The sequence below is a fragment of the Micromonospora radicis genome (assembly GCF_003583405.1).
Lineage (GTDB): Bacteria > Actinomycetota > Actinomycetes > Mycobacteriales > Micromonosporaceae > Micromonospora > Micromonospora radicis.
In genome coordinates this window covers 37,187-50,448 of sequence record NZ_QXEC01000023.1, presented here as the reverse complement: position 1 = coordinate 50,448, position 13,262 = coordinate 37,187, and the positions used below count along the sequence as shown (strand labels likewise).

General features: G+C 72.1%; 10 protein-coding genes. 4 read left to right on the top strand and 6 right to left on the bottom strand.

Features of this window, described 5'->3' with window-relative positions; genetic code table 11:
• Window positions 1–170 precede the first annotated feature (170 nt).
• Entirely contained in the window at window positions 171–911 is a 741-nt protein-coding gene (locus D2L64_RS20970) for a hypothetical protein (protein ID WP_119578921.1), read from the top strand.
• Window positions 904–3,135, top strand: a complete 2,232-nt coding sequence (locus D2L64_RS20965; RefSeq protein WP_119578920.1) for a bifunctional polysaccharide deacetylase/glycosyltransferase family 2 protein — start codon at window positions 904–906, stop codon at window positions 3,133–3,135. The genes D2L64_RS20970 and D2L64_RS20965 overlap by 8 nt, the downstream gene beginning before the upstream one ends.
• A gap of 378 nt (window positions 3,136–3,513) precedes the next feature.
• On the opposite strand, the gene D2L64_RS20960 is transcribed toward D2L64_RS20965, so the two are convergent.
• From D2L64_RS20960 to D2L64_RS20935, 6 genes are all read right to left on the bottom strand, one after another.
• Entirely contained in the window at window positions 3,514–4,563 is a 1,050-nt protein-coding gene (locus D2L64_RS20960) for a glycoside hydrolase family 6 protein (RefSeq protein ID WP_233559068.1), read from the bottom strand.
• Between the two features lie 5 nt (window positions 4,564–4,568).
• On the bottom strand, window positions 4,569–4,748 hold the full coding sequence (locus D2L64_RS20955) for a DUF6104 family protein (protein ID WP_119578919.1): 180 nt from the start codon (window positions 4,746–4,748) through the stop codon (window positions 4,569–4,571).
• 89 nt (window positions 4,749–4,837) lie between these two features.
• Window positions 4,838–8,581, bottom strand: coding sequence for a multifunctional oxoglutarate decarboxylase/oxoglutarate dehydrogenase thiamine pyrophosphate-binding subunit/dihydrolipoyllysine-residue succinyltransferase subunit (locus D2L64_RS20950; RefSeq protein ID WP_119578918.1), 3,744 nt, complete (start codon window positions 8,579–8,581; stop codon window positions 4,838–4,840).
• A gap of 275 nt (window positions 8,582–8,856) precedes the next feature.
• Window positions 8,857–9,672 (bottom strand): ABC transporter permease, encoded by an 816-nt coding sequence (locus D2L64_RS20945; RefSeq protein WP_119578917.1) that lies wholly within the window; start codon window positions 9,670–9,672, stop codon window positions 8,857–8,859.
• On the bottom strand, window positions 9,669–10,601 hold the full coding sequence (locus D2L64_RS20940; protein ID WP_119578916.1) for an ABC transporter ATP-binding protein: 933 nt from the start codon (window positions 10,599–10,601) through the stop codon (window positions 9,669–9,671). Before D2L64_RS20940 ends, D2L64_RS20945 begins: the two co-directional genes overlap by 4 nt.
• Before the next feature lie 146 nt (window positions 10,602–10,747).
• Window positions 10,748–11,395 carry a hypothetical protein gene (locus D2L64_RS20935; protein WP_119578915.1) on the bottom strand — a complete coding sequence of 216 codons (648 nt, stop codon included), beginning with the start codon at window positions 11,393–11,395 and terminating at the stop codon, window positions 10,748–10,750.
• A gap of 158 nt (window positions 11,396–11,553) precedes the next feature.
• Here D2L64_RS20935 and D2L64_RS20930 point away from each other — a divergent pair, with 158 nt between their 5' ends.
• Window positions 11,554–12,318 (top strand): GNAT family N-acetyltransferase, encoded by a 765-nt coding sequence (locus tag D2L64_RS20930; protein WP_119578914.1) that lies wholly within the window; start codon window positions 11,554–11,556, stop codon window positions 12,316–12,318.
• Window positions 12,315–13,250 carry a lysophospholipid acyltransferase family protein gene (locus D2L64_RS20925; RefSeq protein ID WP_119578913.1) on the top strand — a complete coding sequence of 312 codons (936 nt, stop codon included), beginning with the start codon at window positions 12,315–12,317 and terminating at the stop codon, window positions 13,248–13,250. Before D2L64_RS20930 ends, D2L64_RS20925 begins: the two co-directional genes overlap by 4 nt.
• The last annotated feature ends 12 nt before the right edge of the window (window positions 13,251–13,262 follow it).

Here is a 13,262-nt window from a genome sequence, read left to right as displayed (position 1 = left end):
GTTCGGCCAGCTCGGAGAGACGGTACGAGTGCCGGGAGGGCTCGCCGGGCGAGCCCGCTGTCACGCTCCGCGCCAGTTCGATCACACAACTATTGCCAGGATGCAACTTGCATCTCCCGGAAAGACTCCGCGCGCAACCCGAGAGCCACTCACTCCTAGACTCCCGGGCCATGAGTGGGGACCGGTTGACCGGCGCAAACGCAGCGACAGGCGCACCCGGCGGTCGGCTGCCCGCGTCGGAGGAACACGCCGGACTGGCGCGGCTGGCGCGACCGGAAACCGACGGGATCGGCCCGGACCGGCCCACCGTGGACGCCCCGACGGTGGTGCAGCGGATGACCGACGCGCCGACCGTACTGCAACCGGTGGTGGACGCGCCGACGGTACTGATGATGCGCGGGGACAGCCCGACCAGCGTGATCGCGGCGATCCCCGCCCCACCACCCGTCTTCGTCGACCCCAGCGGCCGGCGCCGTTCCCGGCTCCGGTGGGTCGCGTACGCGTTGGGGCTGGCCGGCCTGCTCTACACCGGGCTGGTCGGGGCGAGCTTCGTCGGCGGCCCGGTCAACACCGAGACGGTGTTGCCCTTCGTGGAACCGACCCGGCAGCCCTGGCAGCCGCCCCCGGCACCGTCGCTGCCCGCCGCGGTGGCGCCCACCTCGACCGCACCGGCCCGACCGGCCGTGCCACCCGCCCCGTCCACCACCGGCGCCGCCCGCACCTCGGCCACCCCGACCCGGACCGCCACCGCCGAGCCCAGCCGCACCGCGTCACGGCCACCGGCCGAGACCAGCCCCACCCGAAGCACCCCGGCCGTGCCGTCACCCAGCACCGAACCGCCGTCCGTGGAACCGTCGCCGATCATCGAGCCGTCGGGCGGCACGGACACCGTCACCCGCGCCGATGACTGAGCGGCCACCGCGGAGATCACGTCGGCGGCCGGGTCTGGGTCGTCGGGTGGTGCCACCACCGAGCTGGACGCTGTTCGGCGTGCTGTGCGCGGTCCTGGTCGCCGTTCTGCTGGTCGGCGCGTACGCCAACGCCTCCTTCGCCCCCGACCGTGACGAGAGCGAGCAGGCGCTGGCCGGGCAGCGGCCGGTGAACCAGAGCGAGGTGCCGGCCTCGGTGATCACCGGCGGACCCGTGATCAGCACCAGCGGCGGCCAGCACCAGTCCTACCGGCTGCCGCCCCGGACCATCGCGCTCACCTTCGACGACGGCCCCGACCCGGTCTGGACCCCGGCGGTGCTGCGGGTGCTGGAGAGGCACCAGGTGCCGGGCACGTTCTTCGTGGTCGGGTCACAGGTCGCCCGCCATCCGCAACAGGTCCGCCAACTGGCCGCCGACGGTCACGAACTGGGCATCCACACCTTCACCCACCCGGATCTGGCGGCCCTGCCCGGCTGGCGGCGCCAGCTGGAGTACGCCCAGACCCAACTGGCCGTGGCCAGCGCCGCCGGGGTGCGTACCTCGCTGATCCGGTTCCCCTACTCGTCGTTCCCGATGGCCGTCGGCAACGACGACTGGCCGGTCTTCACCCACGCCGGTGACCTGGGCTACCTCAGCGTCCTCAACGACACCGACAGCCGGGACTGGGCCCGCCCCGGCGTCGAGCAGATCGTCGCCAACGTGACCCCCACCGGATACGCGGGCGCCATCACGCTCTGGCACGACGCGGGCGGCGAGCGCGGCCAGACGCTGGCCGCGCTGGACCGGTTCATCCCGCTGATGAAGGAGCGGGGCTACCGGTTCGTCACGGTCACCGACGGGCTGAACCTGGCGCTCGCCGAGGCCGGGATCGACCACCGGGTCCAGGCCAACCCGGCTGCCGGCCCGGGCGAGCGCTGGCGCGGCCAGATGCTGATCTGGGCGGTACAGGGCGCGGACCGGACGTTGGGCCTGCTCGGGTGGCTCTTCATCGCGGTCGGCGTGCTGACGGTGGGACGGAGCGTCCTGCTGTTCGTGCTCGCCGGCCGGCACGCCCGCCGCCGCCGCGCCGAGAACTGGGCGTGGGGGCCGCCGGTGACCGAGCCGGTGTCGGTGATCGTGCCCGCGTACAACGAGAAGGAGGGGATCGCCGCGGCGGTCCGGTCCCTGGCCGGGGGTGACCACCCGGGCGGGATCGAGGTGATCGTCGTCGACGACGGTTCCAGCGACGGGACGGCGGAGATCGCCGAGTCGCTCGGCCTGCCCAACGTGCGGGTGGTCCGCAAGCCCAACGGCGGCAAGCCGAGCGCACTGAACACCGGGGTCGCGCTGGCCCGGCACGAGCTGATCGTCATGGTCGACGGGGACACCGTGTTCGAGCGGGACTCCGTCCGGCGGCTGGTCCAGCCGTTCGCGGACCCCCAGGTCGGCGCGGTCGCCGGCAACGTCAAGGTGGGCAACCGCGACAGCCTGATCGCCAAGTGGCAGCACATCGAGTACGTGATCGGCTTCAACCTCGATCGCCGGCTGTACGAGTCGTTGCGCTGCATGTCCACCGTTCCCGGCGCGATCGGCGCGTTCCGCCGCCAGGCGCTGACCTACGCCGGTGGGATGACCGACGACACGCTGGCCGAGGACACCGACATCACCATGGCGCTCGGCCGCGCCGGCTGGAAGGTGGTCTACGAGGAGACGGCGCGGGCCTGGACGGAGGCGCCGACCACCCTGGGCCAGCTGTGGAAACAGCGGTACCGGTGGAGCTACGGCACCATGCAGGCGATGTGGAAGCACCGCCGGTCGCTGCTGGACCGGGGCGCCTCGGGCCGGTTCACGCGACGCTGTCTGCTCTTCCTGAGCCTGTTCGGGGTGCTCCTGCCGCTGTTGGCGCCGGTGATCGACCTGCTCGCGCTCTACGGCCTGTTCTTCCTGGACCGCACCGCCACGGCGGTCGCCTGGCTCGTCATGCTCGGGCTGCAACTGCTGACCGCGGTGGTGGCGTTCCGGCTCGACCGGGAGAAACTCGGCGTGCTGTGGGTACTGCCGCTGCAACAGTTCGCCTACCGCCAGCTGATGTACCTGGTCATGATCCAGTCGGTGGTGACCGCGTTGACCGGCGGGCGGCTGGGCTGGCAGAAGTTGCGCCGCACCGGCCTCACCCCCGCCCAGCCCGCCAGCACCCCGCCCCCGATCCCCGCCCAGCCTCGCTGACCCGCGTTGCTCGCGCTGACCCGCGTTGCTCGCGCTGACCCGCGTTGCTCGCGCTGACCCGCGTTGCTCGCGCTGACCCGCGTTGCTCGCGCTGACCCGCGTTGCTCGCGCTGACCCGCGTTCCTCGCGCGGACCCGCGTTCCTCGCGCGGACCGCGCAGGCCATCCGGACTGCCTCATCTGCTCTGCTTCAACCCACGCGGCGATTCGCCGCCCGAAACCGTGGCGTCCGTTGAAGCAGAGTCATTAGGGCGTCAGGTAGTGGGTGGAGGTCCGGCGGGTGCCGGAGTTCCGGCCGCCCAGCCGGCGGCGTGCTCCGGGTGCGGCGGGGTCCGGGGGTGGGGGCCTCCGGGGTGTGGCGGCCCGGATGGTGCTCCGTTCAGTCCCGGATGAGGGAGATGGCGTACTCCGCCCAGAACTCGCCGCTGCTCGGCTCGCCAGGCCGGCAGTCGCCGTCGGACTCGCCGGGGAACTTGATCCAGAGCAGCGCGTCCACCCGGTCCAGGCCGGTCTCCGTCGTCGGATCCTCGCCGATCCTCCGGCCGGGCGGGTTGCACCAGCTCGGCGCCCCCTTCACCCGGTCGGCCGGGTACGGCCCGTCGCCGTTGCGGCTGGTGTCGACGACGAACCTGACGCCACCGCCCAGCGCGTCGGAGAGCCGGTGGCCGTAGTCGACGTTCTCCTCGGTACGGACGAAGTTGGCCACGTTGAGCGCGAAGCCGGCCGCCTCGTCGACCCCGGCCCGGCGCAGCCCCGCCGCCAGCCTCTCGGCATCGGAGACCCAGCCGGGGTGGCCCGCGTCGAGGTAGACCCGGGCGGTACCGGTGCTGGCCAGTACGGCGACCGCGTCCCGGAGCAGTGCGATCCGGGCCGCGGGGTCGGCTACGCACCCGGTCACCGCGTCGGGCAGTGCGCCCGGTTCGAGAACCACGATGACCGGACGGCCGTCGATGCCGGCGGCGACCTCGCGAACCCAGGACTGGTACGCCGTGCCGGAGCGCGCACCGCCCTTGCCCTGCCGCCCGCAGTCCCGCTGCGGCACATTGTGCAGCACCAGGATCGGGGTCTGTCCCGAGCGGGCCGCCTGCCCGAGGAAGGCGTCGACCTCGTCGCGGGCCGGTCCACCGGTCAACCACTTGGCGCTGGGCCGGCGGCCGAGTTCCCGCAGTGCCGCGGCCCCGGCGATGTCGCCCTGGGCCGCGCGTCGCTCCGCCTCCGCGTCGGCCGGGTTGGCCGGGTCGACGTAGAAGACCGGCGGAGCGGGCGGGAGCGCGGAGTCGGTCACGTCGGGCCGCTCCGGCTGCGGCGCCGGTCCGCCACTGCAACCGGCCAGCAGCAGCGTCAGGGCGGCGCCAACCGCTGCGAGGCCACCGCGCCGCCGGCCGGTGGCCGCCTGGGAAGCCGGGCGGCCCGCTGGGGAGGTGCTCACCCGGATCAGTCGTCGTCTTCGTCGTCGAGCCGGGCGAGCCAGGTGGCGAAACGCTCGATCGGCGTCTCGAACTCCGGGTTCAGGTCGACGAAGTCGCGCAGCCGCTCGCCCAGCCACTCCAGGGTGACCTGCTCGTCGCCGCGCCGCTCGACCAGCTCCTCGATGCCCCGGTCGGTGAAGTACATCCGCCTACTCGCTTCCTCACCGGTCTCGGCCCGGTGAAGCCGCCGGTCCCGCCCCACCCGAGGGTGGGACGGGACCGGGATGGATCTCGTCAGGGTCGGGGGAGTGCCGCCTCGATGAGGGCGTTCTGCTCGACCTCGTGCATCTTCGCCGAGCCGACCGCCGGGGCGGCGGCGGCCGGCCGCGAGATGCGGCGCAGTCGGACCCCGTCGAGGTGCTCCAGCAGGTTCAGCGCCACGAACGACCAGGCGCCCTGGTTGGCCGGCTCCTCCTGCACCCAGGCGAAGTCCTCGGCGTTCGGGTACTGGGCGAGGGCGGCCCGGATCTCCGCCACCGGCATCGGGTAGAGCTGCTCCAGCCGGACGATCGCGGTGTCGGTGACCCCGCGCTCCTGCCGGGCCTGGAACAGGTCGTAGTAGACCTTGCCTGAGCAGAGCAGTACCCGCTTGACCTGCTCCGGAGCCGGCGCCGCCGGGTCGGCGAGCACAGGGGCGAAGGTACCCGTGGTGAAGTCCTGCACCGACGAGACGCAGAGCTTGTGCCGCAGCAGCGACTTCGGCGTGAAGACCACCAGCGGCTTGCGCTTCGGCGACAGCGCCTGACGGCGCAGCAGGTGGAAGTAGTTCGCCGGAGTGGTCGGTACGGCCACCCGCATGTTGTCCTCGGCGCACAGCTGGAGGAAGCGCTCCGGACGGCCGGAGGTGTGGTCCGGGCCCTGTCCCTCGTGGCCGTGCGGCAGCAGCAGGGTGACCGCGGAACGCTGCCCCCACTTCACCTCACCGGAGGAGATGAACTCGTCGATCACCGACTGGGCGCCGTTGACGAAGTCGCCGAACTGCGCCTCCCAGCAGACCAGCGCGTCGAGGTTCTCCACCGAGTAGCCGTACTCGAAGCCCATCGCGGCGTACTCGGACAGCAGCGAGTCGTGCACGAAGAACCGGGAGCGCTCACCGTCGCCGGTCAGTGACTTGAGCGGCAGGTAGTCGTCGCCGGTCTGGGCGTCGACGATCGAGGCGTGCCGCTGTACGAAGGTGCCGCGCCGCGAGTCCTGCCCGGCGAGCCGGACGGTGACCCCGTCGTGCAGCAGTGCTCCGAAGGCGATGATCTCGCCGAAGCCCCAGTCGATGTTGCCCTCGACGGCCATCTTGGCCCGCCGGTCGAGCAGCTGCTGGATCCGCTTGTGCGGGGTGAACCCCTCGGGCAGGTTGACGTGCGCCTCGCCGATGGCCTTGACCACCGACGGGTCGGTGGCCGTCTCCACCTGCGGCTCGGGCTCGTCCTGCCGGGCCGGCCGGGGCAGCTGGCGTGGTGCGCTCGCCGCGTCGCGGGTGGCCTTGAACACCCGCTCCAACTGAGCCTGGTAGTCGCGCAGCAGCTCCTCCGCGTCCTCCACGGTGATGTCGCCGCGACCGATCAGCTCCTCGGTGTAGAGCTTGCGGACCGACCGCTTCGAGTCAATGATCTTGTACATCTGCGGATTGGACATCGAGGGGTCGTCGCCCTCGTTGTGCCCGCGCCGCCGGTAGCAGACCATGTCGATCACGACGTCCTTGTTGAACGTCTGCCGGTACTCGAAGGCCAGCCGGGCGACCCGGACCACGGCCTCGGGGTCGTCGCCGTTGACGTGGAAGATCGGCGCCTGGATCATCCGGGCCACGTCGGTGCTGTAGAGGCTGGAACGGCTGTACTCCGGCGCGGTGGTGAAGCCGACCTGGTTGTTGACCACCACGTGCACCGTCCCACCGGTGCGGTAGCCGCGCAGTTGGGAGAGGTTCAGCGTCTCGGCCACCACGCCCTGCCCGGCGAAGGCGGCGTCGCCGTGCACCGCCAGCGGCAGCACGGTGTAGCCCTCCAGCTTGAGGTCGATGCGGTCCTGCTTGGCCCGCACGATGCCCTCCAGCACCGGGTCCACCGCTTCCAGGTGCGACGGGTTCGCCACCACCGAGACCTTGACCGAGTGGTCGCCGTCGGGGGTGGTGAACTTGCCGTTCTGGCCGAGGTGGTACTTCACGTCGCCGGAGCCCTGGGTGGAGCGCGGGTCCAGGTGCCCCTCGAACTCCGAGAAGATCTTCTCGTACGGCTTGCCGACGATGTTGGCCAGCACGTTGAGCCGACCCCGGTGGGCCATGCCGATCACGACCTCGTCCAGGTCGTTCTCGGCCGCCGCCTCCAGCACCTCGCCGAGCAGCGGGATCAGCGACTCGCCGCCCTCCAGCGAGAAGCGCTTCTGACCGACGTACTTGGTCTGCAGGAAGGTCTCGAACGCCTCGGCCGCGTTGAGCCGGTTCAGCACGTGCTTCTGCTCGTCGGCCGGCGGCTTCTCGTACTTGCGCTCGACCCGCTCCTGGATCCAGCGGCGCTCCGCCGGATCCTGGATGTGCATGTACTCGATGCCGACCCGGCGGCAGTACGAGTCGCGCAGCACGCCGAGGATCTCGCGCAGCCGCATCCGCTGCCGGCCGTTGAAGCCGTTCACCGGGAAGGTGCGGTCCAGGTCCCACAGGGTCAGCCCGTGCTGGAGCACGTCCAGATCCGGGTGCTTGCGGATCTTGAACTCCAGCGGGTCGGTGTCGGCCATCAGGTGACCGCGCACCCGGTACGAGTGGATCAGCTCGTGCACCCGGGCGGTCTTGTTGATCTGGCCTTCGCTGTCGACCGCGACGTCGCGCATCCAGCGCACCGGCTCGTACGGGATGCGCAGCGAGGTGAAGATCTGGTCGTAGAAGCCGTGCTCGCCGAGCAGCAGCTCGTGCATGGCCTTGAGGAACTCGCCGGACTGCGCGCCCTGGATGATCCGGTGGTCGTACGTGCTGGTCAGCGTGATCACCTTGCTGACCGCCAACTCGGCCAGGGTGGCCTCGCTCATGCCCTGGTACGGCGCCGGGTACTCCATCGCGCCGACCCCGATGATCGCGCTCTGGCCCTGCATCAGCCGCGGCATCGAGTGCACGGTGCCGATGCCGCCCGGGTTGGTCAGCGAGATGGTGGTGCCGGAGTAGTCGTCCATGGTCAGCTCGTTCTTGCGGGCGCGCCGGACCACGTCCTCGTACGCCTGCCAGAACTGCCGGAAGTCCATCCGCTCGCAGCCCTTGATGGAGGGGACCACCAGGGTGCGGCTGCCGTCCGGCCGGGCCAGGTCGATGGCGATGCCCAGGTTGACGTGCTCCGGGCGGACCATCGTCGGCTTGCCGTCGGCCTCGGCGAAGGAGTTGTTCATCTCCGGGTGCGCGACCAGCGCCCGGATCATCGCGTAACCGACCAGGTGGGTGAAGCTCACCTTGCCGCCGCGCCCGCGGGCGAGGTGGTTGTTGATCACGATCCGGTTGTCGACCAGAAGCTTGGCCGGCACGGCGCGCACGCTCGTCGCGGTCGGCACGGCCAGCGACGCGTCCATGTTCTGGACGATCTTGGCGGCGACGCCACGCAGCGGCGTGGTCTGCGGGCCGGTGGCGGTCGGCGCGGTCTTCGCCGGCGGGGCCTTGGCGGCGGGCTTCGCCGGCTCGCTCTTCGCCGGCTTCGCCGCTGCCGGCGCGGTACGCGGCTCGGTCTTGGCCGGGGTGGTGGTCTTGGCGGCCGGCGCGGTCTTGGCCGCGGGCTCGGCCTTGGCGGGTTCCTTGCGGGCCGGTTCGGCGGTGGTCGTCGGCCGGCCGGCGCCGTCACCGTCGGCCGGGCGGGCTGCGCCGGGGCCGGGCCGGTAGTCGGCGAAGAAGTCGTGCCAGGCCGGGTCGACGCTGCTCGGGTCGGCGAGGTAGCGCTGGTACATCTCCTCGACGACCCACTCGTTCGGGCCGAAACCCGCCAGTGGGTTCTCCTGCGAAGTCTGCTGGGTCGACACGGCCGGTAATCGCCTCTTTCACGCGGGTTTGTGTGTCACGCGGTGTCCGCTCGCCGGGACGGGCGCACAGGACGGATCCCAGGCTACGCCGTACCGATCCTCAAGGCATTTCCGCCTCCGCCGCGTGGTCCGATTCACAGAAGATGTTAGAAGTTCGGTTAGCGCTGCGTGTCCGGTTGATGGCCGGTGGTGGCGGAGAAGGTGAGTATGACCGCGACGGGCCCGGTTCACCGGTTGTGTGCCGGTTCACCGGGCCCGTCGCGGGCCGACTGCGGTCAGGAGATGTCGCGCCGCCGGGTGATCAGTACGCCGACGATGCCGCTGACCAGCGCGTACCCGATCAGCACTAGCGCGCCCACCCACCAGGCCGGCAGCATCTCGTTCTCACCGGGGGTGATCATGACCTGGGACGCGACAGCCGGCCAGAGCACCTGCCACTTGAGCACGGCCACGCTGTCCAGCCAGCTCGACAGCATGAAGAAGAGCAGGCTGACGACCTGGGTACCGATCAGGTAGAGCACCGACGAGGTGATCACCGCGCCCAGCTGGTTGGTGATCAGGGTGCCGATGCCCACGCCGAGCACGGTCCAGATGGCGTACGCCATCAGGTTGAGCAGCAGCGCCCGCTGGACCTCCCACTCGCCGAGCAGCGTGCCGTGGTCGTTCAGGGACAGGAAGATCGCCCCGGCGCCCAGGTCGATCACCGTGGTGACCAGCCAGAACGCGAATCCGAGCAGGCTGGCCGCGATGAGCTTGCTGACGATCACCGTGGTGCGTCGCGGGGTGGCCAGGAAGGTCGTGGTCGCGGTCTGGTGGAAGAACTCGTTGGTGACCATCAGGATGCCGATCAGCATCACGAACATCAGGCCGAGGTACTGGCCGGAGGTGTAGAGGTTCGCCGCCTGTGCCGGAGCGGACGCGGCGTCGCCGGTGAGCCCGATGTCTTCGGCGTTGCCGCCGACCGCCGTGTTGAACAGCCAGGCGTTGATCGGGAAGGCCATGGCGATCGACAGGAGCGCCCCGATGGCCAGCCACCACCAGGTGCTGGTCGTACGGATCTTGAGCAGTTCGGAGCGGACCAGGTTGCTCATCGAATGCCCGCCTTTCCGGCCGTCAGCTCCAGGAACACCCGTTCCAGGTCGGGTCGTTCGGTGGTCAGCTCGTGCAACTCGACGCCGGCGCCCAGCGCGGCCCGACCCACCGTCGGGGCGTCCACCCCGGCGATCAGGAGCGTGCCGTGCTCGTCGGTCTGCACCGTCGCCGGGCCACCGGCCAGCGCCGTGGTCAGCGCCTCGGCCTGCGGGGTACGGACCCGGACCCGGACGCCCTGCGCCATCGAACCGATCACCTGCTCGACCGGGCCCTGCCGGACCAGCTGACCGGCCGCGATGATCACCACGTCGTCGGCGAGCAGCTGCATCTCCGACAGCAGATGGCTGGAGACCAGCACGGTGCGACCCTCGGCGGCCAGCCCCTTGAGGAACCCGCGCATCCACCGGATGCCCTCCGGGTCCAACCCGTTGGCCGGCTCGTCGAGGATCAGCACCCGCGGGTCGCCCAGCATCGCAGCGGCGATACCGAGCCGCTGCTTCATGCCGAGCGAGTAGCCCTTGAACTTGCGCTTCGCCGCCGGGGTCAGACCGACCAGCGCGAGCGCCTCGTCGGCCCGCTGGCGCGGCAGCCCGGCCGCGGCACAGAGCACCCGGAGATGGTTGATCCCGGTTCGGCCCTTGTGTGCGCTGGACGCCTCCAGCACCGCGCCGACGTGCCGCAGCGGCGCCGTCAGCTCCGGGTACCGCTGGCCGCCGATGGTGGCCGTACCCGAGGTCGGGGTGACCAGGTTCAACAGCATCCGCAGCGTGGTCGTCTTGCCCGCGCCGTTCGGACCGAGGAAGCCGGTCACCCGACCCGGTTGGACCGTGAACGACAGATTGTTGACCGCCAGTACGTTGCGGTACTGCTTGGTCAGGCCGGAGACCACGATCTGCGCGTCATTGGGGCGTGACTGCCCGTCGGACATCATTCTCCTCCCGTGGCGCCGGGATGCGCCGTTGCACAGCGTGACGTTAGCGGTCAAGCAAATCAATCGGGCGCGCTCCGGAGATCGTCGTCCACCCCGAGCAGGAGTCGACTCATCCCCAGGTACGACCCGATCGACGGTCGTGCCTACCGGGCGATCCAGGTGGCGCGGGCGCGGCCGAGCAGGGCACCGTCGGGACCGTACAGGCTGGTGTGCACCAGCGCCTTGCGTCCCTCGGTCTCGACCAGGGCGCCGGTCACCACGCACCGGTCGCCGGGACGGGGCAGCGCCTCGACGTGGGCCGCCATCCGGCCGAGCAGGTACGGCCGGCCGGCCGCGATCACCGCCCAGCCGCCGGGGCAGTCGAGCGCGGCCCAGACTGTGGCGGGGCTCACCCGTGCGGGTGCGGAGAACGGCGCGGCCGTCCGGCCGTCCGGCAACCGCCCCGGAAAGATCCGCAGGCCGTCGTCGCGTCGCGGTCCGCAGACGTAGCAGCCGGGGAAGGGGTGGTCCACCAGGCCGGGGTACGCCGTCGCGGCGGCCCGGGCGGTGGCCGGGTCGACCGGTGGCACCGGATCGGGTACGTCTGGCGCCGGGCGCAGCTGGGCGACCACCTCACCGGCCGGGTCGCGCACCTGGCCGTCGGCGAGGGTCAGCGGGGTGTCCAGCGGTGGCGGCCGGCGCAGCGTCACCTCCACCGGGCCCGTCCCGCCGTACGCCGTCGCGAAGATCCCGGCGCTCCAGCCCCCGTTGCCCGAGCCGGGCGGCCCGTTGAACCGCGCCTCGATGATCATCGGAGTGCTTTCCGCCGCGTCGCCCACCCGGGCAGCCTCCCAGGTCGCGGCCGGGCCGGTGCAGGTGGGGCGGCGGCGTCGGATCGCCGGCCGGCGTTCACCGGATCGACATCGCCGGTCACCGGGGCCGGCAACCGACCGGGCACTACACAAGGGGCATGGCCGCTCCATCCACCGCGGACGTGTCCCTGACGACCAGCGGTTACCTGCTCTCGATCGCCGACGACCCCAGCCAGGTCGAGGCCGCCCAACGTCTGCGTCACCGGGTGTTCGCCGGTGAGTTGGGCGCGACCGTGTCCTCGGACGCGGCCGGCCTCGACCGGGACGCCTTCGACCCGTACTGCGACCACCTGCTGGTGCGCCAGGAGCGCACCGGCGAGGTGGTGGGTACCTACCGCCTGCTCCCGCCCGGCCGGATCGCCCGACGCTACGCCGATGGCGAGTTCGAGCTGACCGCGCTCGACCCGCTGCGCGCTCAACTGGTCGAGGCGGGCCGGTCCTGCGTACACCCGGACCACCGGACCGGCGCGGTGATCAACCTGATGTGGGCCGGCATCGCCCGCTACCTGCACCTGCGGGGGCTGAACTGGCTCGGTGGTTGCGCCTCGGTGCCGGTGGCCGACGGCGGCCTGGCCGCCGCCGAGGTGTGGGCCCAGGCCCGGGCCCGGCACCTGGCCCCGGCGCCGCTGCGGGTCCGCCCGCAGCGGCCCTGGTTCGCCGAACCGGGCGTACCGACCGAGTCACTTCCGGGTTCGGCCCGGCTGGTGCCCCCGTTGCTGCGTGGCTACCTGCGGCTCGGCGCGTGGATCTGCGGCGAGCCCGCGTACGACCCGGACTTCGGGGTGGCCGACTACTACGTGCTGCTCGCCATGGACCGGATCAATCCCCGCTACCTTCGGCACTTCCTCGGCGGGCAGCCGTGAGCACGAGGGCGCATCCGCTGTGGCGGCCCAGTTCCGGCTGCGGCCCCGATTGCCTGCCGCGGCCCGGACAGTCGCCGGCCGTACCGGTGTCCCGGCAGGTGGGGCGGGCCGTGGCCCTGCTCGGTCTGCTCGGCCTCGGGATCGGGCTGGTGGTGGTGCTGCCGGTGCTGCCCAGCCGGGAGCGGCAGGCCGCGACCCGCGGCTGGGCCCGGGCGACGGCCCGCGCCTGCGGGGTCCGGCTCGACGTACGCGGGCGGCTGCCCCGGCGGCGCGCGCTGCTGGCCGCCAACCACGTCTCCTGGTGGGACATCCTGGCGGTGCTGGCGGCCGCGCCGGCCCGGCTGGTGGCCAAGCAGGAGGTCGGCCGGTGGCCGCTGGTCGGCCTGCTGGCCCGCGCGGTCGGCACCATCTTCGTCGACCGGGCCCGCCCACGGGAGCTGCCCGGTGTGGTGCACCGGGTCACGGCGGCGCTGCGCGCCGGCCGGTCCGTCGCGGTCTTCCCGGAGGGGACCACCTGGTGCGGTGGGCGCGACGACTGTCGGCCGCGGCCCGGCTTCCGGCCGGCGATGTTCCAGGCCGCGATCGATGCCGGGGCGCCCGTGGTGCCGCTGCGGATCGCCTACCGGTGCGGCGCGACCGGCACACCGACCACCGCGCCGGCCTTCGTCGGGGACGAGACCCTGTGGCGGTCGGTGCGTCGGGTGCTGGCCGCCCGGGACCTGCGGGTCACCGTGGAGATCGGCGCGCCACTGCATCCCGGACGGGCCGCGGACCGGCGGGCGTTGGCCCGGGTCGCCGAGTCGGCCGTCCATCTCGTACCGTCGGTGGCGGCCGCGCCGTCGCCGGACCGGGCGGCGTCCGGTCCGGGCCCGCTGTCGCGGCGGCCCCGACCGGCCGAGCCGCCCGGTCCGGAGCTGTCCCTGGCGGCCTGATCAGCTCACAGG

Coding starts and splice junctions, on each gene's coding strand:
- D2L64_RS20930 (WP_119578914.1), top strand. CDS start 11,554: ATGGCCGCTCCATCCACCGCGGACGTGTCCCTGACGACCAGCGGTTAC.
- D2L64_RS20965 (WP_119578920.1), top strand. CDS start 904: ATGACTGAGCGGCCACCGCGGAGATCACGTCGGCGGCCGGGTCTGGGT.
- D2L64_RS20945 (WP_119578917.1), bottom strand. CDS start 9,672: ATGAGCAACCTGGTCCGCTCCGAACTGCTCAAGATCCGTACGACCAGC.
- D2L64_RS20970 (WP_119578921.1), top strand. CDS start 171: ATGAGTGGGGACCGGTTGACCGGCGCAAACGCAGCGACAGGCGCACCC.
- D2L64_RS20940 (WP_119578916.1), bottom strand. CDS start 10,601: ATGTCCGACGGGCAGTCACGCCCCAATGACGCGCAGATCGTGGTCTCC.
- D2L64_RS20955 (WP_119578919.1), bottom strand. CDS start 4,748: ATGTACTTCACCGACCGGGGCATCGAGGAGCTGGTCGAGCGGCGCGGC.
- D2L64_RS20935 (WP_119578915.1), bottom strand. CDS start 11,395: ATGATCATCGAGGCGCGGTTCAACGGGCCGCCCGGCTCGGGCAACGGG.